The organism is Flavisphingomonas formosensis (genome assembly GCF_009755815.1).
GTDB classification, from domain to species: Bacteria; Pseudomonadota; Alphaproteobacteria; order Sphingomonadales; family Sphingomonadaceae; genus Flavisphingomonas; species Flavisphingomonas formosensis.
This window is the reverse complement of the sequence record NZ_WRPK01000009.1, coordinates 280,326-303,472: the sequence shown is the minus strand read 5'-3', so window position 1 is coordinate 303,472 and position 23,147 is coordinate 280,326. Positions and strand designations below refer to the sequence as shown.

Below are 23,147 nucleotides of genomic sequence, written 5' to 3'. Positions count from 1 at the left end.
CATGGCAGCGGACATCTTCGAACTGGGCGCAACCGCAGTTGAAGGCGGAGTGACGATCCCGGGTCTGAGGCTGGCCTATATTACCCATGGCAAACTCAACGCCGACAAGTCCAACGCCATCCTGTTCCCTACCTGGTTCGGCGGAAGCCATGTGCTGAACAGCTGGATCATCGGGCCGGGAAAGCCGCTAGATCCCACCCAATATTTCATCGTGGTGGTCAACATCATCGGCAACGGCCATTCTTCGTCACCCAGCAACACGCCCGCCCCGTTCGACGGATCGCACTTCCCCTACGTGTCGGTACTGGACAATGTGAAAGCCCAGCGCCGGCTGATGACGGAGAAATTCGGAGTCGATCGCCTCCATCTGGCGATCGGCCGCTCGATGGGCGCCCAAATCGTCTTTCAATGGGCGGCCTATTATCCCGACAAGGTCGAGAGGCTGCTACCCTTCGTGGGATCGGCCCGCACCGCCCACCATAACTATATCTTCCTCGAAAATGTAAAAATGGCCGTAACCTCCGATCCGGAATTTAACGGCGGGGCGTACGGGCAACCGCTGACCTTGGCTTTCGAACGCTTACAGCTCGTCTTCGACAGCTGGGCCGCATCGCAGGCGTTTTATCGCGAAGAGCTGCATCTGAAGGCGGGTTTCGCCACCACCCGGGAATATCTCGATCGCGCGCAGCCGGCCGTAACAGTCGACGCCAACGACGTGCTGACCCAGGTTGCAACATGGCAGAGCGCGGACCTCTCTCGCAACGAACTTTATAACGGTGACTACGAGGGGGCATTGGGCGCGATCACGGCCAGGGCTATCGTCATGCCATCGAAGACCGACCTCTACTTCCCGCCCGAAGACAGCGAGATCGAGGTCAGCCATATGCCGAATGCCGAGCTGCGGATCATCCCCTCAATCTGGGGCCACCGCGCGGGCGCCCCGGGTACCGATCCTGCCGACATCGCTTTCGTGGAACAGGCGGTGCGCGATATCCTGGCAGTTCGACCGTGACGCCGCGCACGGGCCCGCTTCGTCTCACCGTCAACGGCGCCACGCACCAGTTGGCGGTTTGCTCAGGTGCGCTGCTGCTGCACGTCTTGCGCAACGACCTGCAGTTGAACGGCCCCAAATATGGCTGTGGATTGGCTCAGTGCGGCGCCTGTACGGTGCTGATCGACGGAAAGACGGCCCGTTCCTGCATACTGCCGGTGGGTGGTCTGGAGGGGTGCGAGATCGTCACTCTCGAAGGCCTCGGTACGCTTGAGCAGCCACATCCTGTCCAGGCTGCTTTCATCGCGGAGAGTGCCACCCAATGCGGCTACTGCGTCAATGGCATCATCCTGGCCGCGACAGCGCTGCTCCGCCGGATCCCCGATCCGAGCGACAACGATATCCGTCAGGCGTTGAAATATAATCTCTGCCGCTGCGGCTCCCACAACGAAGTTCTCATTGCCATTCGAGCCGCCGCGCGCGCGATGACGTCACACATGCCCGTGGTCGAATGAACCCATCCCTCCCCGCCGCTTCTCCGGCCGAGTTGCTGGCCCGCCCTGGTGTCCTCGCCGTCGTGCGCCCGAGGCCGGATGCCGTCGCCGAACCGTTCGTGGTGCTGCTCGACGACGGCCGCGCCATCGGGCTGAACGGCCACGTCGATCTGGGCACGGGTATTCGCACGTCGCTGACCCAGATCGTAGCGGAAGAGCTCGATCTAGCACTTTCGAGCGTTTCGATGGTGCTCGGCGACACATTGTGGGCACCGGACCAGGGATATACCACCGCCAGCGAGACCATACAGGTGACGGCCATACCGCTGCGCCGGGCGGCGGCCCAGGCCCGCGGCTGGCTGGTAGGCAAAGCCGCATCTTTGCTCGGCGTTTCCGCCGAAGAGCTCGAGGTGTTGGACGGAACAATATCCCCTCGCACGGGCGACGGCGGTTCCTGCACCTATGCCGAGCTGATTGCGGGTGAAACGATCGTCCTCGATCTCGACGATTCATTCCCGCTGAAGGATCCGGCGGCGTACAGCATCGTCGGCAAGTCCACCCGGCGCGTCGACATTCCCGGTAAGGTAACCGGTCAATGGACCTTCGTTCACGATGTGCGCCTGGACGGCATGCTGCACGGACGGGTGATACGCCCGCCCTATGGCGGCCGCGACAGCGGCGCCTTCATCGGCCGTAGTCTGCTGCGGGTCGACGAATCCTCGATCGCGCACATGCCGGACGTAAAGCTGGTGGTAATCCATGATTTCGTGGGCGTCGTCGCCGCTCGCGAGGAAGATGCGGAGGCCGCCGCCCGCGCGCTGAGCGTCGTTTGGGCCGATTTCACGCCGTTGCCCGATCTTGCTTCCCCGGTGGAAGCCGTGCGCGCCAATCCGTCCACCCCACGCATATTGAAGGACACCGGCGGCGTCGACGAAGCGCTGGCATCGGCTGCCTTCCGGCGATCGCATACCTATGTCTGGCCCTGGCACATGCATGGTTCGATCGGCCCCTGTTGCTCGGTCGCCGCCTTCGATGCGGCGGGCAGTCTCACCGTCTGGTCCGGCACCCAGACCCAGCACATGCTCAGGAACGATCTCGCCATCCTCCTCGACGTGGCCCCTGACAACATCGAGATCGTCCGTCTGGAAACAGCCGGTTCTTATGGCCGGAGCGGGATGGACGATGTCGGCGCGGACGCCGCTCTGCTTGCGCGCGCCGTCGGTGCGCCGGTCCGTGTCCAGTTGTCCCGTGATCAGGAACATGCCTGGGAGCCGAAGGGCGCCGCTCAGTTGATGGATGTCGACGGCGGTATCGATGCGGATGGCAACCTCGTCGCTTATGATTTTGCGACCCGTTATCCCTCCAACATGGCGCCGATGCTGGCCCTGCTGCTCACGCGCAAGGTCGATCCGGTGGCAGGGAGCGGCCCCATCGGCGATCGCAATGCCGAACCGCCCTATGATTATGAAAATATGCGGGTTGTATGCCACGATCAGGCTCCGGTCGTGCGGGCCGCCTTTTTGCGGGGCGTTTCGGCCATGCCGAACGCGTTCGCTCATGAATCTTTCATCGACGAGATGGCGGAAGCGGCGGGCGTCGATCCTGTCGAGTATCGCGCGCGTAACATCAGCGACCCGCGAGCCAGGGATCTGATCCGTCAAACCGCCGAGCGCGCCGGCTGGGTACCGAAAATCGCGCCGGGCAAGGAGATGATCGCTCCCGACGTCGCTCGAGGGCGCGGCTTTGCCTATTCGACCTATCTTCACGGCCCGTTCCCCGGCAAGGCCGCCGCCGCCGCCGCTTGGGTAGTCGACGTTGAGGTGAACAAGACGAGTGGCGAGGTCGCGGTCACCAAGGTTGTCGTCGCCCAGGATTCCGGGATGGTTATCAACCCGGCCGGTGTGCGGCACCAGATCGAGGGGAACGTTTTTCAATCCGTCAGTCGCGTGCTGATGGAGCAAGTCGCCTTCAATGAAGTTGCCGTCACCAGCCGCGACTGGTCGACCTATCCGATCCTGAAGTTTCCCGAAGCGCCGGTGGTGGAAGCGCACCTTGTTCCGCGTCCCAACGATCCGCCGCTCGGCGCGGGCGAAAGCGCGTCCGTGCCCAGCGCGGCCGCAATCGTCAACGCAGTGTACGACGCCACCGGCGTGCGCTTTCGCGAACTGCCGCTCACCCCTGAACGAGTGCGTACCGGCTTGCTTGAGCAGAATGGGAGCGCGCCGCCCTTTGCCCGGAAGATGAAGGCTGGCGCGCCATGGCTGGCCGCTGCCGGCGGGCTGATCGCCGCGGCCTTCACCATGCTGTCGCCGATCAAGCCCGCCATTGCTCCGATCGCGTTCGAGGGCGCGGGCGTCTTTACGTCCGAGACGATCGAGCGCGGTCGCCTCGTCGCTGCTGCCGGCAACTGCGTCGGCTGCCATACCGACGGCGCAAGCGCCCCAAACGCTGGCGGGCATGCGCTGCGGACGCCTTTCGGTAACGTCTATTCCACCAACATCACGCCCGATGTCGAAACCGGCATCGGCGCCTGGTCCTATCCGGCCTTCGAGCGCGCCATGCGCCAGGGGATCAGCCGCGATGGCCGCCACCTCTATCCGGCCTTCCCGTATACCGCCTTCGCGCGGATGACGGACGGCGACTTGCAGGCGCTGTACGCCTATCTGATGTCCCAACCCGCCGTGAAGTCGAAAGTGCCGGAGACCCGGCTCGCCTTTCCCATGAACGTCCGGCCGCTGATGGCCGGTTGGAACGCCATGTTCCACAAGGCGGAAGTTTTCACCCCCGATCCAGCACGATCGGAGCGTTGGAATCGCGGCGCCTACCTTGTCGAAGGTGCCGGCCACTGTGCTGCCTGCCATAGCCCACGCAACGCGCTGGGTGCGGAAGCAACCGGCGCGCGGCATCTTACCGGTGGCATAGTAGACGGCTGGGATGCTCCGGCGCTCGGTGCCTATTCCCCCTCCCCGATCCCGTGGACCGAAGAAGCCTATTACCAATATCTGCGTACAGGAGCGTCGGCACAACATGGCGCCACCGCCGGGCCGATGCTGGCGGTGGTGGATGAACTTTCAGCCCTGCCGGACGGCGACATCCGCGCCATGGCGCATTATCTGGCGTCGCGATCTCCGAGCGGCTTGAGCGAAGCGGCCACTACTCGGCGCGCGGACGCCCTGACGATGCTCGGGCGAGCACAGCTTGTTCCGATCGACAATGTCGGCGCACGCATCTTCGATGGAGCTTGCGCCGTATGCCATGCTAACGACAATCTCGACATGTTCGGCGGTCAGGTATCCCTGCCTCTGTCCAGCACGGTCCATTCGGAGCGTCCAGACAATCTGATCCGCACCATTCTGAACGGCGTGCACGATCCCGCAAAGGGAACGCGCGGTGCGATGCCGTCCTTCGCGCGCCAGTTTAGCGATGAGCAACTCGCCGAACTCGTGACCTTCGTTCGCAAGACCCAGGCGGCAGGCAAGCCCGCATGGCGCGACGTCCCTGGCGCTATTCGGCGCATCCGTACCGAACGCCCACGCTAACAGTCGGCCGGACGCCCTACCGCCATAAGCCGTTCACGGATCAGCAGCGCCGCCTCCGGCGTGTAGCGGCGCTTCGCCGTCCACACCGCGACGGACATCGGCCGTGCGCCCGCCTCGGGAGGCGCCAGCACTGCACACATCACACCGGTCTCATCGTCTTCGACCCCGCGATGGGTGTAACTGAAGCCCTCCCGCCGGCAGGTATCCAGCTCCTGCATGAATTCGGCGCGTTTCACCCAGTTGGCCGGGTCGCTCTCCTCCGCGTTCGATCGTTGGATGATGGCAGTCACTTCACGCTCGCTGTTGAGCGTCAACAGCATCCGGCCAGCCGCCGTCATCAGCGCGGGTCTCAATGTGCCGGGACGAATATAATAGGACAGACCCGGCAGGGGACGCTGCACCACGTAGATGTAGCGCACCATGTTGCGGTGCTGCTCGGCCAGGATGATCGTCTCGCCGATCTCCTCGTGGAGCCGGCTCAGCATCTCGATCAGCGAACTGGCGACGTCGATGCGCTCGGGTATCCAGCCGCCCAGCAGCGAGAGCCGGATGGTGGGCTGAAAAGTGCGGCCTTCGCGATGATAATCGAGATAGCCCAGGGATACGAGGCTACGCAGCAGCATCGAAGTGGATGACTGCGGAAAGTCGAGCGCATTGGCGATCTCGGTGGCCGAAGCGGGCCTGCGCGCGTCAGTGAAGAACTCGAATACCTGCAGCACGCGGTGCGCGGATTTGATGATCCACTTATCCTCGCCAACCTCGGACGGAAGGATGTGGGAATAGGCCTGAGCAACTTGAAGCATGCGAGAAGCTCCTACCAGCGAATGTCAGGATTTTTGCGGCTGGGCGAGCAACTGAACATCGGACCGCAGCTAAACGCGACACAGCGCCCATTCCCCGGCGCATTTTTTGCCGCATCAAGACCATCGTCCTGGCCGTCATGAGAAAATATTCGCCGCAAGATCACTACGCTCCCCAGTCATTGGCTAAGTGGCCGTGGCCACCGCTAACGAGATTGAGTGCCGGATCAGGCTTACCCCTTCGCGCCTCTGCCGGGCGCATGTGAGAAATCTGAAATGATTTGCCAATTCGCACAAGGGTCCATTTGGGACGCTTCAAACCCTGCGCGCGGACGGTATCGTGCCCGCACGGAAATTTTCGCTCTTTCCAGCGCGTTCAGTCATCGATCAGGGCAATCAATTAACATCCGTTATGGATGAGATGCCGGATCAGTATGGCCGAACGGCAAGAGCAACGCCTACGCTCGTGCGTGCCCGGAAATCATCACAGTTTTGATTTTCAGTCGGAGCCCTGGAATTCTTGGCCGGGATCGACTTCTGCTTTTGTCGGCTTGCAACGCAAAGGGGTATCATGACGCCGCTTTCCACCGACGTCCTCGTCATCATCGACGTTCAGAATGATTTTGTTAACGGCGCGCTTGGACAACCAGGCGCCGACGCCATCATAGAACCGATTAACGCGTTAGTCCGCGCCTTTGAACACGTCGTCGTCGTCAAGGACTGGCACCCGAAGGACCACATCTCCTTCGCAACCAACCATCCGGGCGCCAAGATCGGCGATCAGGTGGACGTGCCGTACGGCAAGCAGCCGCTCTACCACGAACATTGCGTTCAAGGCACGTACGGCGCTGAGTTGGACGCTCGCCTTGACGTCATGAAAGCCGAGCTTATCCTGCAAAAGGGGTATCGGTCGTCGACGGACTCACTCAGCGCCTTCTATGAGGCTGACGATACGACCACCGGACTTGGCGCATACGCCAAGGCCCGCGAGTTCGAGCGCGTCTTCCTGACGGGCCTCGCTCGCTACGGATGCGTGCTGGCATCGGCCGTGGGATCCGTTAAGGACGGTTTTGAGACCTATATCGTTCACGACGCCACCGCCGGAGACTATAATGTCGAAGAATGCGACAAGCTGATTGCGGAACTCGGCATCCGTTGGATCACCTCATCGGACCTTGTCCTCTGAACCCTCATCGATGTAGACCGTGGTAAGGTCGGTGAACCAGCTCTGGCTCGGGGTGTAGCCTTTCACCTTGGGTGAAAAAGCGCGCGGATTGACGTCGTGCACGACCCAGACCCATGGCGCGAGATCGACCAAGCGCTCGTGCACACGAGCCAGCATCGCATTCCGCGCCGCTTCGTCACCGCTGAAGTCGGTGCGGTACTGATCGAGCAGGCGCATGACCGTCTTGTCCTCGAAGCCGACCACATTGGGCGGATAGAATGAATAATAGAACCAGGTGAGATCGGAGGTATCGAACCCCATGGTGATCGCCTGAAATCCACGGGCCTCCAAAAGACCCGGGTTGAGCATGATCGCCCCCGCCTGATTGAAATCGACCGTTTCGAACGTAAGATCGAACCCGGCCTTGCCGGCGCTCTGCTGTAGCAATTCGTTCATGGGCTGGGATAGCATCATTCCCGAACCCGACGGGATCAGCATCACCTTCACGCGCACCGGCACCCCGACCGGATAACCAGACGCCTTCAGCAACGCCAAAGATTTGGCAGGGTTGTAGGCATAATCATTTTGCGGATGTCCGAAGCGGGCGTCGGCGGGCTTCCAATAGCCCTTGGCCGACTGGGCAGCGCCGTTCAATATCTTGACCACACCCTGACGATCCATCGCAAAATTGAAGGCTTGGCGAACCCGCAAGTCCCTGAATGGGCTGGTGGGCGCAATCTTCAACCAATAGGCCCATATGTGCGCCATGGGGCTTGTGGAAACGGTATAGCCCTGCGATCTCAGAAACGAGATCGCGTCGGTCGGCGGCCCTTCGATCCAGTCCACCTCGCCCGACCGCAGTGCTGCGATGCGCGTGGTGGGCTCGGCCATCGCGAACAGTTGGACCCGGTCCAGCTTCGCAGCGCGCCTCACGTTCCAATAGCCGGGATTGCGGTCCATGGTGATCGAGGTCTTGTCGACCTTGGTGATCCGGAATGCGCCCGTACCGCTGGGGCGCTCCCCGAAGGCAGCCCAATTGCCCCCGACCGCGCGCCAGCGTGCGGGGCTCACCATGAGGATACTGGCAATGATCTCTGGAAAGAAGCTCGTCGGAGTCTTTGTATAGATGGCGACGGTGCCGGAATCGATCTTCTCCCAGCGATCGATCATCGGCGCGCGCGCTCGCGCTCCGGCTGCCACGGTCTCCTCATATTGGGGTGCCCGCTTGTCGTAGAGCCGCTGAAAGTTCCAAATCACAGCGTCAGCGTCGAACGTGCTGCCGTCGTGAAACCGGACGCCTTGCCGTAGATGGAAGGTCCATTTGTTGTGATCTTCCTGATCGGCGGCCCAATCCGTGGCAAGCCAGGGGATGACGCCCGGTGGCCGATCGGTGACCCGCAGATCCCACATGGTCAGCGGCTCGAATACGGGATATCCCGCGAACCGAACACCCTCGAGCCCCTGCGTCGGCGCGCCGGTGGTTGTCGGAAGGTCGCCTGCGGTCATGGCGATGCGCAACATGTTCCTCGGCGGCTCGGTCGCGACTTTGTCATTTCGGACCAGCATGACCGCAGTGACGGTTGCAACTGCCGTCACGCCGATGACCCAGGGCGATTTCCACCACTTCGCGCGGCGCGATCGCACCCTTTGTCCCGCAAGGGGAAGGCTCGGATCCATCTTCGTTCTTTCGCTGACAGGCGTTGGCAACGCCCGAAGAATGTCGCTAATCGCGGAGGCGCGGCGATGTCCAGCGCAGCGGGGTGTGATCGCCGCCGAAAGCTGCTGCGCGGTTCAATATCAGGTGAGTGATATCGGCAATATCAGCGGCGTGATATCGATCCGTTTGCCCGGCCGCGCTCTTGCCCGCCGCCGCCAATCGCTCCAGCCTTTAGGAAAGAGCGTAACAAATGGTCAAGGGCTTAGAGCCGCAAGACCGATGAATACGCAAAAAGGGACTAGAGGGAGCGCGCGCCCGCGTAGCTCTCCAAGCTGCCGTTTGCCCGGACGGAGAGAGGATCAACTCGGCTCTGTCGAAGGATCAAACGGGGGACAGTTATGTTTTCGAAGCCAAGCCAAGCACATGGGCAAACGCCCAGGCGCCACAAAAACGCGAAGATGCTTCGGTGCGCTTCGCTCGCGGTGCTCATCGTCGCAAGCGCCTACAGCGACGCCCGCGCAGAAGAACCCACTGCCGATGCCGCCGACGTGATCGTGGTCACTGCCGAGCGCCGCAACGCCCGGCTGGTGGAAACGCCGATTACGATCACCGCGTTGACCTCCGACCAGTTGAGGAAGACAGGTGTCGATAATCTCATGGATCTTGGCCCCGTGGTGCCCGGCTTGCGCATGGACAAGCTCGGGCCGGCCGCCCAGCCGACGATCCGCGGCATCACTTCGAACACCTCGGGGCCCGGCTCCGCCAGCAACGTGGCGGTCTACGTGGACAACAGCTACATCGCCTCTCAGGGCGCCAATAATTTCGAGATACCGGACGTGACCGGCATTCAGGTACTCAAAGGACCGCAAGGGACCCTGTTCGGCCGCAACGCCACGGGTGGAGCGATCCTCGTGACCACCATGAAGCCGAGCCGGGAAATCCAGGCCAATATCACCGCCGGCCTTGGAACATATGGCGAGCGGCTGATGAAGGGCTACGTGACCGGCGGCCTTACGGACAAGCTGAGCGCCATGTTCAGCGGCAGCTATCGCTATACGGACGGATATACCAAAAATATCGTCACCGGCAGCGAAACCGACGGCAAGTATCGCGGCGTCAATGCAACCGGAAAACTTCTCTATACGACCGAGAATGACGACACCTATCTGCTCACGTTCGTCTACAGCAATACCAACGATGCGGCCGCCCTGACGTATCGCATCTCTCCGAAATATGGCTCGCGCTCGCTTGGCCTGTTTCTACCCGATCAGGTCGTCGCCCAATCGCCGCACCAGAGTTCCGTCGGTTACAAACCCCGATCCAATTCCGAATTCTATCGGGGCAGCTTCAATGCGAAGGTCAATCTCGGCGACTTCGCCACGCTGACCAGCTACACGTCCTATTTCAACGAGAAATTCGTCGAGCACGGCGATCTGGATGGAACGGTCGTTCCCATCTTCGATATCTATTTCCCCGTGCTAGACGAGAATTATTCACAGGAATTCAACCTCATCTCGAAATCGGGAGGTGCTCTGAAATGGTCGACGGGTGTCTATTACTTCCACGACAGCTCCTCGTTGCCCGAAATGTTCATCAACTATGATTTCAACACCAACCTGTACAATAACGGGGTCAAGACGGACGCCTACGCGGTCTTCGCAGACGCCACCTATGACATCACCCCAGCCCTGCACCTCACCCTGGGCTATCGCTATTCCATCGAGACGAAGAAGCTCCGAGCCATAATTCCGGTCGCTGCGCGGGGCAAGCACACTTGGCGCAAAGGCACGCCCCGCGCCGTTTTACGCTATGATTTCGACCGCAACACCAATGTCTATGCGTCGTTTTCCCGGGGCTTCAAAAGCGGCAACTACAATCTTTCGGCCGTCGATCAGCCGCCGGTTTCTCCCGAAACATTGGATGCCTACGAAGTGGGATTCAAGCATCAGGGACCGGCCTTCGATTTCAGCGCTTCGACCTATTATTACGACTATTCGAACCTGCAGGTTGAGAGTTTCGTGCTCCTGCCGGGCAACACTGCCCTCAGCACGCTGCTGCAGAATGCCGCCCGCGCGCGCATCTATGGAGCCGAGGCCAGCGCCACCGTACATCTGGCCGACGGCCTGAGCGCTCAACTCACCGGAGCCTACACGCACGGCCGATACAGGCGGTATCCCGGCGCAATCAGCTTTCAGGAGAATCCTGCCGGGGTCGCGTATTTAAATGTTCCGGTCGATGCGAGCCACAACAGGATGATCCGTAGCCCTGACTTCACGGGCAACGCGGCCATCAACTACGAGCGGCCGGTCTCCTTCGGCACGATACGACTTGGCGGCAATATCAGTTACAGCAGCGCGGTCTATTTCGACGCAGCCAACCAGTTCAAGCAGAGGGGCTTCGCGCTTCTTGGGCTGTCCGCTGAATGGACTTCGAAAGACGAGCATTTCTCCTTTCTGGCGATCGGCCGCAATGTGACGGACAAGAAGTACGTCAATTATGTGAATCCCATCACGCTTGGGATCCTTGATAACGACGCCCCGCCGGCAACAGCAAGGATCACCATAACCTACCGGTACTAGGTGTCTGGTTGCGACACATCATTGGCGTAATAGAGCAGGTCGTCGATTTTGATCATGAGATCGTCTGTTGCGATCGGCTTGTAAAGAGGATTGGCGAGAGAGGGGATGAGCCCGATCCGCTCCTCTACCTTCTGAGATGGCGAACTGCCCAGAAGCACACGCTGCCTTCGTTGGTTGTAAGCGCGGTTGAAGCCGGTCAGCAGGATTTCAAGGTCAGCATGGCCGGCGACATTGATGGCGAGTACCTCGCTGGCGATGCGGCCGTTGAAGCGTTCGACCATGCCATTTGTTTGAGGCGTATAGGGCCGCGTCATACGGTGAATGACTTTGATCTTCGCAGGCGTGTTCAAAATCCTCAGCGGCGAAGCAGGATCCCCTGTCCGTCAGCACATGGGTGATGCGGAAGGGGAAAGCCTTGCTGGCGGCCTTGAGGAAGGCCATCGCGTTGGTGGCATTCTCGGCGTCATAAACGTCCAAATGGACGAACCGGGAGCAGCGATCGATGGCGACATAGAGTAAGCGCTTGCGAGTCTCACCGTCGACCGTCCGCAATTTGGGCAGATGCTTCACGTCGATGTGGACGAAGCCCAGATCATAGTCGTTGAAGCGACCTTGCCCTTTGCGGGGCTGCACCGTGGGTTTGGGCGGCTGTCGATTGAGCCCTTCAGCCTTGAGTACCCGGTAGATGCTGTCGCGATTGAGGCGTGGCAGGAAGTGCCGGAGGACAAAGGTGAGATCATCCAGGGCGAAGCCGGTCGCCCTGTGTACGGCGCAGATGATCGCGCGTTCTTCCTCGCTCATCGCCCACGCAAGACGGCGGGGTTGGCTTGAGCGATCCAGGACCGCCTGCTCGCCACGCTTGCGCCACTTGCGGACTGTCTCGTCGCTGATGCCATAGCGCTTGGCCACGACATTGGCGGGTTCTGTGGAACGGGCGATTTCCGCCCGCACAGCAGGCGTGGTCCGCGCTTGGCGATGTATCTGCACCATCACGAAACCTCATCAGCAAGAGCGGCAAAGCGCCCCGCGTGATCCGCAATAGCACTCTTTACCATGTCCCAATGATGTGTCGCAACCAGACAACTAGGGTCCAAACCCAATCAGCCGCTTGAATGGGAGCGGCTTTCCTGATTCACGGCGGTGTGGATGTAGGAGGTTTGCCATGGCGATATTTTGGCTGTCGAACGAGCCATGGTGAGCGATCGAGCCGCACCTGCCAAAGAACCAGGCCGGCGCTAGGCGGGAGGATGACCGGCGGGTGATCTCTGGCATTCTACATGTTCTCAAGGCGGGGTGCCGCTGGTGCGATTGCCCGGCCGACTGTGGCCCGTCGACTACGGTGTACAACCGCTTCAACCGCTGGTCGCATCGGGGCTTCTGGCTCAAACTGCTCGACGCGCTGGTGGGCGCCGGCGCGGTTACGAGGAGCACCGCGGTCGACAACACCTACGTCAAAGCGCAACGCGCCGCGTTCGGTGCAAAGGGGGCGCGCTCGACGCAGGCGATCGGCCGTTCCCGCGACGGTTGGACGACCAAGGTCCAGCCGCTTACCGACGTCATTGGCCGTCCCTACGCGCTGATGCTGACGGCCGACAACGTGAGTGACGTGAAGGCGGCACCCGTGCTTCTCGAACGCGCCGGTCGCATGCGCTACCTGCTCGCCGACAAGGACTACGACGCCGACCGTCTCCGTCGCGCGCTACGAGATGCTGGCGCTGTTCCGGTCATCCCCGGTCGCAGCAACCGCAAACCCACCAATCGCTACGACAAGGATCGCTATCGCGCTCGGCATCTTATCGAGAACGCCTTCTGCCGGCTCAAGGACTTCCGCCGTATCGCCGCCCGAAACGACAAGCTCGCAACCGACTTCCTGTCAGGTCAGGCGTCGCGCTCGCCACCGCGTTGGCATTCTGGCTCTGAACGAGTCTGAGCCCTATCCTTCGAAGAGCAGTTGCCGATCTTGGGACCGTTCGGGACCAATTGCGCCTAAGAGCCCTCTCTGATTGGGACTGATCGGGTCAAGCTGCTTCCTCGTATTCGTGACCGTTCCCATGGCTCACTCGCTTCTCTCATTCCGCCGCCGTTCCCAAACAGATTCTTGGCTTCGCGAGACTTGCGGTCACTCGCCGCAGAGATGCTCACACTGGCGCGCGGTGCCGGCAACAAGTCCGCACCGATGCTCTCCTCGTTATATTTCCGATGTTGCGATGCGACCTAGTCGAGCGCGCCCGACGCCCCAAAAATAACGCAACTCGCTCGACATCGGGCGCAACACGATCAGGGGGGGTATCCGACAGACCGCGACATTATTCGACACGCTTGTATCGCAATCGTCGGGCTTGTGGGCCGTCTCCGAAAATCACGATCCCGATGATCGGTTTCGGCAGCGCATCGCCACAGAGCGCTCCGGCTGATCTCGATCCAACATATCCGCGGTCCCGGGCACAGGGGGGAGGATCGACGCCTCTGGGCGCCGTGCTTCCATGCAGCGTTTTAATACGAAGGAACTTCATCATGGATACAGTCAGCGCCGCTCAGGCCGCCAATCTGGTCATCTCGCTTTACCGCGGCACCGCGGAACGTCCGATCGTCCGGTTTCCCGAAAGCTGCCGACCGACGTCATTTTTCGACGTGCAGAAGATTTTCGACTGCCTCGTCGAGAACTTCGGGCAGGCCGTACAGGGATGGAAGCTCTATTTCCCATTCAAGGCCGGCCAGCCCAATCTCGTCGCTCCGATCTTCAATCTGCTGAAATCGGGCGATCACATCACGCCTGAAATGTCGCGCATTCGTATCTGGGAGCCCGAGATCGTGTTCCGTGCGAACCGCGACCTTCCGCCGCGGGCCGAACCCTATTCCTATGAAGAAGTGGCGCAGGCCGTCGACGCGGTCCCGGCCATCGAGTTTCTCGCGTTCCGGTTCGACGTCAACAGCATGCAGGAAATGGCGGATCGCCCGTTCGAGGCCTATGCCGACAATACCCTGAGCGGCGGCTTCGTCGTTGGTGAGGCACTTGCCGACTGGCGCTCGCTCGACTTCAGCAAGATGCGGCATGCGGCGAGAGAGGGCGACAAGATCGTCGGAGAGGCCGTCGGCGGCCATCCGGTTGTCGATCCTTTCATTCTGGTTTTCGTCGGCGCCAACACGGCCCGCGAGCGCCAAGGCATTCGCAAGGGTCAGATCCTCGCCACGCTCTCACCGTCCGCACTGCTCACCGCCGAGCCGAACGCGGCGATCAGCGCGCACTTCGAGGGCCTGGGTGGCGTCTCGGCCGTTTTCGACTACTGACGATGCAAGGGGTAGATCAGGTGAGCCTGCGCGGTAAAATCGCGATTGTCACCGGTGGCGGCACCGGCATCGGACGAGCGACGTCGCTGAAGCTCGCCGGGCGCGGGGCCGATGTCGCGATAAACTATCGGGTGAGCCGCGATGAAGCGGAAGACACTGCGACGGCGTGTCGCGAGTTCGGCGTGAACGCGATCGCAGTTGCAGGCGATGTCGGCAGCGACGAGGACTGTCGGCATCTGGTTACGGCGGCGGAAAATGAGCTTGGTGGCCGTGTTGGAATCCTCGTCAACAACGCGGCGGCCACCAAGTTCGTGCCCCATGCCGAGCTTGACGGGCTCTCCGGCGAGGATTTCGAAAGCATTTTCCGAACCAACGTGACGGGCGCTTATCAGATGATCCGTGCTGCGGCGCCTGGAATGCGGGCTATCGGGGGGGGATCCGTCGTCAACGTCGCGTCTATCGCTGGACTGTTCGGTGGTGGCACCTGCTCGGCCTATTCGGCATCCAAGGGCGCGCTCATCAATCTCACGAAAACGCTGGCGCGCGCGCTCGCTCCGGATATTCGCGTCAACGTGGTGTGTCCCGGCTTTGTCGCGACGCGCTGGTTCGAAGATCGGATGTCTCCGGACGATTATGCCGCGGCACTGAAGAAAGTGATCGACGCGATGCCGCTCGGGCGTGCTCCGACGCCCGAGGATATCGCAGGCGGCATCGCCTATTTCTGCTCAGCTGATGCTGCGACGATCACGGGTGAAACCCTCATCATGGATGCGGGCGCCCATCTGGATCTTGCCATCTCGCGAGGCGCGGTGGGCCGGGAATAGCGGTCACGGCAAAATTCCGAACATGGCAGCGATAAATGCACGGCATTGGTCGCGACGCTTCCCGACCAACTAATACTTAAATAGTGGAAATGCGCATGAGAGGGACGAAATGAGCAACAATTATAATGGCTTCGAATATTTGGAGGTCGATCACCCTCGCGAAGCGATCCTGCGGGTGACGCTCAATCGTCCTGAAAAGCGGAATGCCATGAGCAATGAGTTGCGGCGCGAGCTGTTCTCCATACTGGAGCGAGCCGATGTCGATGACGATGTTCGCGTCATCATTCTGCGCGGAGCCGGCAAATGCTTCTCCTCAGGCTATGACCTCTCCCAGGGTTCTGTAGAGGGCAGTGGAGACAGGCCGGTTCCTTACTACACCGCGCCTGGGATCGGCTATTGGGGTCGCCATGTCGTGGAAGGCTGCTTCCGGATGTGGGACTTGGCCAAGCCGCTCGTCGCGCAGGTTCACGGATATTGTCTTGCCGGCGGAAGCGAACTCGCCTCGGCATGCGACCTCGTCTATGTCGCGGATGACGCCGAGATCGGTTATCCGCCGATACGGCTCATGAGCCCTCCGGACAACCAGGTTTTCCCTTGGCTGATGGGCATGCGCCAGGCCGCCGAGATGATGCTGACGGGTGACTCAATCTCCGGCAAGCAGGCCGCCGCGTTCGGCTTTGCCAACCGGTCCTTCCCCATCGATCAACTCGAGGGCGCTGTGCTGGACATAGCGGAGCGCGTCGCGAAGGTCCCTGCGCAGCTGCAGCAGATGAACAAGCGGGCTTTGCACCGCCAGATGGAAGTGATGGGCATTCGGGCGGGGCTGCGCGCAGGAACGGAGATCCAGGCTCAGGCGTGGTTCACGCCCGAAGTCATCGCCTATGTGGCCGAGCTTCGCAAAAGCATCACCGGTGCCCTCGACCAGCGCGATGGTCAGTATGGCGACTACCGCACAGCCGGCCGGGTCTGAACTCTGGCTACCATCGAAGAAGGACTACCAATGAGCATCGACAGCAATCCCGTCAGCCGGCTTCCACTGATCGACGTCGAGACTATGGAGGGACCTGCGGGAGACACGCTGCGCTCGCTTCCCATGCGGATGAATATCATTGCAATGGCAGCGCACGCGAGCACCTGCGTCATTCCGCAACTGATGCTGGGCAACGCCGTCATGAACACGCAGTCGCTTCCAGGGCTGCGGCGCGAGCTACTGATTCTGCTCGCTGCGCGGCTCGACGGCGCGCAATATGTATGGTCACAGCACCGTGTCATTGCCGAGAAGCTTGGAGCCACCTCGGCGATGCTGGAGGCGATTGAGGAGCTAGATCTTGCCTCTGCGGCATTCGATGAGGCGGAGCAGGCTCTCCTGGGGTTCGGGAAGCAGGTGATAGAAAGCGGAAACGTAGCGGACGAGGTATTCGAGCGCGCTCTGCGACATTTCACAGCTCAGGAGGTTATCGAAGCCATCATCGCCATCGGCTATTATATGACGATGAACCGGATTACACTTGCGACGCGGACGCCGCTGGAACCAGGAGCTGCAGCAATGAAAATGCGTGAGAGGGTTTAGGGGAAGCTCCAATCAGCGAAGAGCCATTTTGCGTCTCGGAAGCTCGGCTCGTCGTAGCCTCCGGGCTTCAGCGTTGGAGAACAGCATGGGCTTTTGCGAACATGTTTGTCCCGAGCGTACAGTGCGAGACGTGGATGTGTGATTTCCTGCCAAGCGCCGTTCCGGCTGAAATCCTGCGTGCCGTGCTCGACAGCGCATCTGAAAGGCCCTCGATCACGGGCTCGAGCCCCTGGGAGGTTTACATTGTGTCAGGGGCGGCGCGTGATCGGCTGAGCAGCGCACTCGTAGAAGCGGCCTTGGCGCGTTCGATCGCAGAGGTGCCTGGTGAGGGCTTGCAGGGGCATAGCCGTAGCAGGCAGAACCGTGAGGATTTGCAACGCTATTTCGGATTTTTTGGCGCCCCGCATCTGTTTCTCGTGTCTATGGAGCCAGGTGAGGGACGGTTGCTCGCCGGAGTCGATGCCGGGATTCACGCGGGGACCTTTTTGAGCCTGCTTAGATCCTACGGCTTGTCGGGGGTCTCGCAGTCCCATCTCAGGCTCTTCACCGACACGATCCGGAGCGCGCTGGCCATCGATGGCCCGCAGGAATTCCTGTCCTGCATTGCGTTCGGTTACCCCGCCTCCCATGCCGAATCGCCCGTGCTCAGCGTGGCTCTCCACTGATTGCAAATGGAAATCCCAAGCACAGGATGTCAACTACTGAACGCAGATATATGAGGCAAATAAGGAGACTATCATGGCGACCGCCAGCGAAAACTATAAGCTCGTAACGGACTATTATCAGTCTTTTGGCGAAGGCGGCCCGGAGGGCTTAGCTCGCATGCTGAGCTTCTTTGCAGAAGGAAAATCGAATTACACGGCTGGCAATTCAGAATTCGCCGGCGTGCAAAATAGCCCTGCGGAGTCCGAAAAGGTGCTCCATCGCATTCTGGAGCTGAATGAGGGGAACCTCGAAATTGTCGGGACGCCGATTATTTTGCTGGCTGGCGACGCAATGGTCGCAGTCCTGCTGAAGGAAAGGCATAAGCGGGCCGGTCACGCCGAGCTCATCGTCCCCCGCCTGTGCGTATACGAGATTGCCGACGGCAAACTCAGCCGGTCCTTCATCTGGCAGCTCGAGGCGGAAGCGTATGACGCCTATTATCCGAAGGCCTGATCGGGGCTGTGACGGTCATCGGTGAGGCTCGAACGTCATGCTTACTGTAAAATGAGTCAGCTAAAAAGCAGGAGCGAAATGCCGAGCGCACACCGCGCGCACCACGCCTAGACTGCCTCAGCGCTAGCCGTCAACCGGCTGTCCCAAGAAGAATCCGGCGGCATCGATGCCGCCGGATACCCTTCGATTTACTATCCAGTCAATTGTGAAACGTCACAGTCTCTTCGATCGGCGCCTTGTCGAGCGGGTAGTTGTTCACAGGATTGCCGGGCACTGGATAGCCAAAGGAGATGCCAAACAGCATCTTATACATCGGATCGATGCCAAGCACCTCCCGCGCCGTCCCAGCAAAGAAGCTCAGAAGCGTTTGCGGAACGCCGCCGAGCCCATGAGCTTCGAGCGATAGAAGCAATGATTGACCGTACATGCCCACGTCACCGGCGACTCGAACTGTCTCATACACCGGGGCCATGAAGAGCAGTGCGACATGCGGCGCGCCGAAAAATTGGAGATTCTTCATCACAGCGAAGTTGCGTTGCTCAGTGGCATCGCGCGGCACTCCGGCCGCCTCGTAATAGCCTGCTCCTTGAGCCTGCCGACGCTCGGTGTATATGCCGTACGAGCTGTCGAAGTCGAATGGAAAATCCCAGGTGAAGTTCTGCTGGCCCGCTGCTTCCAGAAACGCGGCGCTCAGCTTGTCGCGCGATGTCCCTGACGCGATATGGATAATCCAGGGTTGGTAGTTGCAATTGGAAGGGGTATTGCGCGCGTCCTCGAACACCGATTTCAGCACGTCTTGGGGCACCGGTGTGGGCAGGAAGCTGCGCGGCGACCTGCGGCCGCGAATGACGTCCTGGAATAATCTGGCTTCAGACATTGAGGCATCTCCGATAACAAAATTGGTATGGGCCCCGGAAGGGTTACGCGCGCGCGCGCGAGTCAAACAGCGAGTGGATCACATCCCCGGCATAACCTCAGCCTTATGGCTCAAAGCTCCCTAACCACTCCCCCCTGCCCTTTTCGCCTGGTCCCAGGCGATGGCCATTAGTTCGGGAAGGACAGCAACCCGCTCGCGCGCCTGGCTTGACGACGCAGTGCCCCGGAGAACCCGGCCCTTGATTCCGTGGAAGATTGCTGCCAGCCGGAAAAAGTTGAAAGCGATGTAGAAGTCGTAATTCGGCATGCTCGCCAACCCGCGCCGTGCGCAGTAGGCAGAAAGATATTCATGCTCGGAAGGTATGCCGAGAGCAAAGATGTCGGCACCACCAAGTCCGGCTACTATATGTGGCGGCATCCTGAACATCATCGCGTGATAAGCGAAGTCTGCGCCGGGATGGCCCAATGTCGACAGCTCCCAGTCTAGGACAGCCAATATCCTTGGCTCGGTCGGATGAAAGATCATGTTGTCGCACCGAAAATCGCCATGGACGATGCTGGTCTCGTCGCCGGCCGGGATGTTACGGGGCAACCAATCGACGAGACGGTCCATATTGGGATCACGCCCAGCTTCAGCGTCCTCAACATACTGCTTCGACCAGCGCGCGATCTGTCGCTCGAAATAATTGCCCGCTCGGCCATAGTCGCCAAGGCCGATGGCCTCGAAATCAATGCTGTGCAGCGTAGCGATCGTATCGTTCATCGCGTCAAAGTGCGCCGCTCGGGCATCAGGCGACATGCCCGGCATCGTCGCATCCCAGAAGATCCGCCCCTCGATCATAGCCATGACGTAGAACCAGGTGCCGATCACGGTCTCATCCGTGCAAAGTGCGTAGACACGGGCGACCGGAAAGCCCGCCTCGCCTAAAGCCATGAGGACCTTGGCCTCGCGATCTACAGCATGTGCTCCCTTGAGAAGTTGGCCTGGGGGCTTGCGCCGAAGCACATAGCATCGCTTCGGGGTCGTGAGCTTATAAGTAGGGTTGGATTGGCCTCCCTGAAATTGTTCGATTGTCAGGGGGCCGGCGAAGTCCTCAACATGGTCTTTCATCCAGCGGTCGAGCGCCTTGGCGTCGAGATGGTATCCTTCGCGAACGGCGGTTGTGGCGGCCCCGGCCTCGGATGGCACTGTCACTGTACCACGCTTCCCCGTGCATTCACCCAGTCGCGTTTGATCTTCTTGGCAAGAGACCATTTGTGGACCTCGGTCGGCCCGTCATAAATGCGAAAGGCGCGTATTTCGCGAAATGCCTGCTCGACGATCGTGTCCCGGCTTACGCCGCTGCCGCCCATCACCTGGACGCAGCGATCCGCCACCCGGAAAAGCGCATCGGACACCGCGACCTTCGCCATGGAGCTCTCGACAGTCCCGAGTGAGCCGGTATCAAGCACTTCCGCGCACCAGGCAATGATCAGTTCGCACTGCTTGAGGTCAATGAGGTTGTCCGCGAGCATGAAGCCGACCCCCTCATGATCGACAAGCGCCTTGCCAAACGCCTGCCGGCGACAGGCATAATCGCTTGCGATCTCGTTGGCACGGATAGCAAGTCCCAACCACCGCATGCAATGCGAGAGGCGTGCGGGGCTAAGGCGCACCTGCGCATATTTAAAGCCCTCTCCAGAAACACCGAGCATCTGATCGGACGGCACGCGGAGGTCAACGATATCGATCTCGGCGTGGCCGCCCGGCATTGAACTGTCTATAGTGTCCAATATGCGGGTTGTTCGGATCGCCGGGTCGGGAAGATCGACAAGGAACATGCACGCGCCGTCGGTCGACTTCGCCATCACAATACCCACTTTAGCGCCCTCGGCGCCTGTGATGAACTTCTTGCGGCCGTTGATGACCCAATGGTTCCCGTCCAGCCGGCAGGTCGTCTTCATCATCGAAGGATCCGAACCCGCCCCCCCTTCTTCTGCGGGTTCTGTCATGAAGAAGGCCGATCGCGCCGCGCCCGACACCATTGGCTCGAGAAAGCGAGTCCGCTGTTCCGGCGAACCGACCTTGCCCAGTAGATACATGTTGCCTTCATCGGGTGCCATCGTGTTGCACGCGAGCGGCCCCAAGGGTGAAAGCCCGGATCGAATAAGGACCGTCGCTGTCTCACTCTGCGACAGATGGGATCCGTCATCCAGGATATGCGGCGTCAACACGCCGGCGCTTCGCGCTTTCCCCCGCAGTTCCTGGACCAGCTCATCGGCCGGCCCGTGCGCTCCAAGACGCGGGTCGTGTTCATAAGGTATGATGGTTTCGCGGATAAAAGCTTCAACACGCGCCGCGATAGCCTGCGCCCTGTCACTCGACGCTGCACCATATTCGAAACTCACTGCAAGGACCTTCCTACTGTCGGGCTGGCCACGGCGGGACGCCGTCTCGGCCAGTATATTCGAACTGGGCTGACGCGACCAATCGTCAGAGTTTATTGAAGCCATGCCGGATCGCCTCGAGCTGCGGCACGGATGAGTTCAGATCAGGCACTGTCTGATGAAAGCGAGAGCCCGTCTGTGCGCATCGGCGGCGGCGCTGCAAGGCATAGCCACAAAATTGTGCGGCGCTCCCGGGTAGATCTGCAGGTCGCTTGAATTTCCGGCCGCCATCCAGCGCATGTGCATGAAGAGACTGTCCTCGAGCAGTGCATCCTCGGTGCCCACAATGAATAGCGCTGGGCACGCTCTAGATAGATCCGCATAGAGCGGCGAAACATTCGGAGAGCGGTGATCGCGGTCTGGTCCAATGAAGGCGTTCACGAACCCCTGCAAATCCGTCGTACGCGGCGTGCTTCGCGCCTCGCCGAACTGGCGCGCCCAAGGCGTCAGTGCGAGATCGAAAAAGCCATAGACGAAATGGGCGCCAGAAAAGCCGACATCGTATGAATCGCGCATTTCGATCACGGTCAGAGCAGCGAGATGCGCTCCCGAGGAGTCGCCGCCAATCACGATCCGGTCTACACCCCATCGATCTGCCGCATTGTCCGCCAGCCACCTCGCCACCGCCACGCTGTCTTCCAGCGCAGCCGGGAAAGGATGCTCTGGTGCCAGTCGATAATCGACGCTCACACAAACGACGTTCGCCTCATCCGCGTAGCGTTCGAGCATGCCATCCTGGAGGTCGGCGGCACCCATGAACCAGCCACCGCCGTGGAGATGAAGATAGATGCCTTTGGGCGCCGTCGCCGCAATGATCCGAACGGGGACCTCGCCTCCCGATCCCTCGATCATCAGCGTCTCGGCGCGCGGAGAACGGATGATGGAGGGAAATCCTCCGGTACCCGCGTTGCGCGCCTCGCGGATGGGTTGGGCGTGCTCGGGCGTCCAGACTGGCGGAAGCGTGGCGATCCGAGCCTTTGCACCAGCCGCCACTGCGTAGGTATCCTCCGCCACTGCACTCCCGTCGAACAGCGACAATGTCAGTCCGTCCACCTTGCTCTCCCGATTATTTGGAGCCCATCGGCTCGTTGATCATGTGCGTGAACGCCTGCCGCGCGCATGTCAGCCTGCCAGACCTGTAAGATCGAGGATGATAATGAGCGCCCCGAAAAAGAAGGCCTTGAATGCGCTGCGAACGGCCAGATAGCGGCTGACGCCCGCAGCGAGCGCCACCTTGGAGGCCGCTTGCCAATAGGCGTAGATACCCGCGGCGAAAATCAGGATTTCAAGGCCTATTGCCATGTCCGGCTTCGCCCAGAGGGCGAAGCCCAATTTTGGAAGATCGCCGACATTCCCCGGAAGCAATGGAAGGTCGTTTCGATGAACGACGAGATCGAGCATCCAGTGCGACAAAGCGACTAGGCCGACGACGATCCCGCCTCGACGCCCCCATGCTCGCGCGACGGGAACGGCCAACGCGATGGAAAGGAGTGCAGCCCCTACCAAGGAGTGGGTGTAGTCCGCGTGAATGATGAGCCCGCCATAATGCGCGGCATGGGGAACTGGCTCGATCCATTCGATGCCGGCCGCGAGGAAAGGGATGAAAATGACGTCCAGCCACACGGTCGCGAGCATGAGCAACCACAAAGGGACCATGGGCTCCCGCGCCTTTACCGCCGCAGCGAGGCCATAGTGCCCGACAATCACTTTTCCTCTTCCCGGCAGGTTGGCCATGGCAGCTTGCGATCGAACAGACCGAGGATCACGACAAAGAAGACG

Annotated in this window: 18 protein-coding genes and 2 pseudogenes; 12 read left to right on the top strand and 8 right to left on the bottom strand. The window is 60.7% G+C overall.

What is annotated here, in order from left to right:
• Position 1: 1 nt before the first annotated feature.
• The 3 genes from GQY20_RS23485 to GQY20_RS23475 are packed head-to-tail and all read left to right on the top strand — an operon-like array spanning position 2 to position 5,024.
• On the top strand, positions 2–1,012 hold the full coding sequence (locus GQY20_RS23485) for an alpha/beta fold hydrolase (RefSeq protein ID WP_157219568.1): 1,011 nt from the start codon (positions 2–4) through the stop codon (positions 1,010–1,012).
• The gene (locus GQY20_RS23480; protein WP_157219567.1) at positions 1,009–1,506 is read left to right on the top strand and encodes a (2Fe-2S)-binding protein; all 498 of its coding nucleotides are present in this window, start codon (positions 1,009–1,011) and stop codon (positions 1,504–1,506) included. Before GQY20_RS23485 ends, GQY20_RS23480 begins: the two co-directional genes overlap by 4 nt.
• Complete coding sequence (locus tag GQY20_RS23475) at positions 1,503–5,024, top strand: molybdopterin cofactor-binding domain-containing protein (RefSeq protein ID WP_157219566.1); 3,522 nt, start codon at positions 1,503–1,505, stop codon at positions 5,022–5,024. Before GQY20_RS23480 ends, GQY20_RS23475 begins: the two co-directional genes overlap by 4 nt.
• Here GQY20_RS23475 and GQY20_RS23470 read toward each other — a convergent pair.
• Positions 5,021–5,827 carry an IclR family transcriptional regulator gene (locus tag GQY20_RS23470; protein WP_157219565.1) on the bottom strand — a complete coding sequence of 269 codons (807 nt, stop codon included), beginning with the start codon at positions 5,825–5,827 and terminating at the stop codon, positions 5,021–5,023. The genes GQY20_RS23475 and GQY20_RS23470 overlap by 4 nt on opposite strands.
• A 568-nt stretch (positions 5,828–6,395) precedes the next feature.
• Between GQY20_RS23470 and GQY20_RS23465 the strand changes: the two genes are divergently transcribed.
• The gene (locus tag GQY20_RS23465; protein ID WP_157219564.1) at positions 6,396–7,010 is read left to right on the top strand and encodes an isochorismatase family protein; all 615 of its coding nucleotides are present in this window, start codon (positions 6,396–6,398) and stop codon (positions 7,008–7,010) included.
• Here the strand turns inward: GQY20_RS23465 and GQY20_RS23460 are convergent.
• Positions 6,990–8,666, bottom strand: a complete 1,677-nt coding sequence (locus tag GQY20_RS23460) for an ABC transporter substrate-binding protein (RefSeq protein WP_157219563.1) — start codon at positions 8,664–8,666, stop codon at positions 6,990–6,992. The genes GQY20_RS23465 and GQY20_RS23460 overlap by 21 nt on opposite strands.
• A 378-nt stretch (positions 8,667–9,044) precedes the next feature.
• Between GQY20_RS23460 and GQY20_RS23455 the strand changes: the two genes are divergently transcribed.
• Positions 9,045–11,225, top strand: coding sequence for a TonB-dependent receptor (locus GQY20_RS23455; RefSeq protein WP_157219562.1), 2,181 nt, complete (start codon positions 9,045–9,047; stop codon positions 11,223–11,225).
• Here GQY20_RS23455 and GQY20_RS23450 read toward each other — a convergent pair.
• A pseudogene (locus GQY20_RS23450) lies at positions 11,222–12,215 on the bottom strand (DDE-type integrase/transposase/recombinase). The gene GQY20_RS23455 and the pseudogene GQY20_RS23450 overlap by 4 nt on opposite strands.
• Before the next feature lie 211 nt (positions 12,216–12,426).
• On the opposite strand from GQY20_RS23450, the pseudogene GQY20_RS23445 reads away from it, so the two are divergent.
• The 7 genes and pseudogenes from GQY20_RS23445 to GQY20_RS23415 all read left to right on the top strand — a co-directional run bounded on the left by GQY20_RS23445 (position 12,427) and on the right by GQY20_RS23415 (position 18,065).
• A pseudogene (locus tag GQY20_RS23445) lies at positions 12,427–13,145 on the top strand (IS5 family transposase).
• 450 nt (positions 13,146–13,595) lie between these two features.
• Positions 13,596–14,513 (top strand): hypothetical protein, encoded by a 918-nt coding sequence (locus GQY20_RS23440; RefSeq protein WP_157219561.1) that lies wholly within the window; start codon positions 13,596–13,598, stop codon positions 14,511–14,513.
• Between the two features lie 20 nt (positions 14,514–14,533).
• On the top strand, positions 14,534–15,337 hold the full coding sequence (locus GQY20_RS23435; RefSeq protein WP_198351163.1) for an SDR family NAD(P)-dependent oxidoreductase: 804 nt from the start codon (positions 14,534–14,536) through the stop codon (positions 15,335–15,337).
• A gap of 109 nt (positions 15,338–15,446) precedes the next feature.
• Complete coding sequence (locus tag GQY20_RS23430; protein ID WP_157219559.1) at positions 15,447–16,307, top strand: enoyl-CoA hydratase-related protein; 861 nt, start codon at positions 15,447–15,449, stop codon at positions 16,305–16,307.
• 30 nt (positions 16,308–16,337) lie between these two features.
• Positions 16,338–16,907 carry a carboxymuconolactone decarboxylase family protein gene (locus GQY20_RS23425; protein WP_157219558.1) on the top strand — a complete coding sequence of 190 codons (570 nt, stop codon included), beginning with the start codon at positions 16,338–16,340 and terminating at the stop codon, positions 16,905–16,907.
• A 134-nt stretch (positions 16,908–17,041) separates the two neighbouring features.
• Positions 17,042–17,572, top strand: coding sequence for a nitroreductase family protein (locus GQY20_RS23420; RefSeq protein ID WP_157219557.1), 531 nt, complete (start codon positions 17,042–17,044; stop codon positions 17,570–17,572).
• 73 nt (positions 17,573–17,645) lie between these two features.
• Entirely contained in the window at positions 17,646–18,065 is a 420-nt protein-coding gene (locus GQY20_RS23415; RefSeq protein WP_157219556.1) for a hypothetical protein, read from the top strand.
• Positions 18,066–18,264: 199 nt separating this feature from the next.
• Here the strand turns inward: GQY20_RS23415 and GQY20_RS23410 are convergent, their stop codons facing one another.
• The 5 genes from GQY20_RS23410 to GQY20_RS23390 all read right to left on the bottom strand — a co-directional run bounded on the left by GQY20_RS23410 (position 18,265) and on the right by GQY20_RS23390 (position 23,102).
• On the bottom strand, positions 18,265–18,942 hold the full coding sequence (locus GQY20_RS23410) for a nitroreductase (RefSeq protein ID WP_157219555.1): 678 nt from the start codon (positions 18,940–18,942) through the stop codon (positions 18,265–18,267).
• Positions 18,943–19,062: 120 nt separating this feature from the next.
• On the bottom strand, positions 19,063–20,136 hold the full coding sequence (locus GQY20_RS23405) for a phosphotransferase (protein ID WP_232476212.1): 1,074 nt from the start codon (positions 20,134–20,136) through the stop codon (positions 19,063–19,065).
• On the bottom strand, positions 20,133–21,329 hold the full coding sequence (locus tag GQY20_RS23400) for an acyl-CoA dehydrogenase family protein (protein ID WP_232476211.1): 1,197 nt from the start codon (positions 21,327–21,329) through the stop codon (positions 20,133–20,135). The genes GQY20_RS23405 and GQY20_RS23400 overlap by 4 nt, the downstream gene beginning before the upstream one ends.
• Positions 21,330–21,467: 138 nt before the next feature.
• Entirely contained in the window at positions 21,468–22,406 is a 939-nt protein-coding gene (locus GQY20_RS23395) for an alpha/beta hydrolase (RefSeq protein WP_157219552.1), read from the bottom strand.
• A gap of 84 nt (positions 22,407–22,490) precedes the next feature.
• Complete coding sequence (locus tag GQY20_RS23390) at positions 22,491–23,102, bottom strand: hypothetical protein (RefSeq protein WP_198351162.1); 612 nt, start codon at positions 23,100–23,102, stop codon at positions 22,491–22,493.
• Between the last annotated feature and the right edge of the window lie 45 nt (positions 23,103–23,147).

Excerpts from the sequence above, each read along its gene's own strand:
- GQY20_RS23410 (WP_157219555.1), bottom strand. The coding sequence starts at position 18,942 with ATGTCTGAAGCCAGATTATTCCAGGACGTCATTCGCGGCCGCAGGTCG.
- GQY20_RS23390 (WP_198351162.1), bottom strand. The coding sequence starts at position 23,102 with ATGGCCAACCTGCCGGGAAGAGGAAAAGTGATTGTCGGGCACTATGGC.
- GQY20_RS23415 (WP_157219556.1), top strand. The coding sequence starts at position 17,646 with ATGGCGACCGCCAGCGAAAACTATAAGCTCGTAACGGACTATTATCAG.
- GQY20_RS23470 (WP_157219565.1), bottom strand. The coding sequence starts at position 5,827 with ATGCTTCAAGTTGCTCAGGCCTATTCCCACATCCTTCCGTCCGAGGTT.
- GQY20_RS23440 (WP_157219561.1), top strand. The coding sequence starts at position 13,596 with ATGATCGGTTTCGGCAGCGCATCGCCACAGAGCGCTCCGGCTGATCTC.
- GQY20_RS23430 (WP_157219559.1), top strand. The coding sequence starts at position 15,447 with ATGAGCAACAATTATAATGGCTTCGAATATTTGGAGGTCGATCACCCT.
- GQY20_RS23465 (WP_157219564.1), top strand. The coding sequence starts at position 6,396 with ATGACGCCGCTTTCCACCGACGTCCTCGTCATCATCGACGTTCAGAAT.
- GQY20_RS23455 (WP_157219562.1), top strand. The coding sequence starts at position 9,045 with ATGTTTTCGAAGCCAAGCCAAGCACATGGGCAAACGCCCAGGCGCCAC.
- GQY20_RS23475 (WP_157219566.1), top strand. The coding sequence starts at position 1,503 with ATGAACCCATCCCTCCCCGCCGCTTCTCCGGCCGAGTTGCTGGCCCGC.
- GQY20_RS23485 (WP_157219568.1), top strand. The coding sequence starts at position 2 with ATGGCAGCGGACATCTTCGAACTGGGCGCAACCGCAGTTGAAGGCGGA.
- GQY20_RS23420 (WP_157219557.1), top strand. The coding sequence starts at position 17,042 with ATGTGTGATTTCCTGCCAAGCGCCGTTCCGGCTGAAATCCTGCGTGCC.
- GQY20_RS23460 (WP_157219563.1), bottom strand. The coding sequence starts at position 8,666 with ATGGATCCGAGCCTTCCCCTTGCGGGACAAAGGGTGCGATCGCGCCGC.
- GQY20_RS23425 (WP_157219558.1), top strand. The coding sequence starts at position 16,338 with ATGAGCATCGACAGCAATCCCGTCAGCCGGCTTCCACTGATCGACGTC.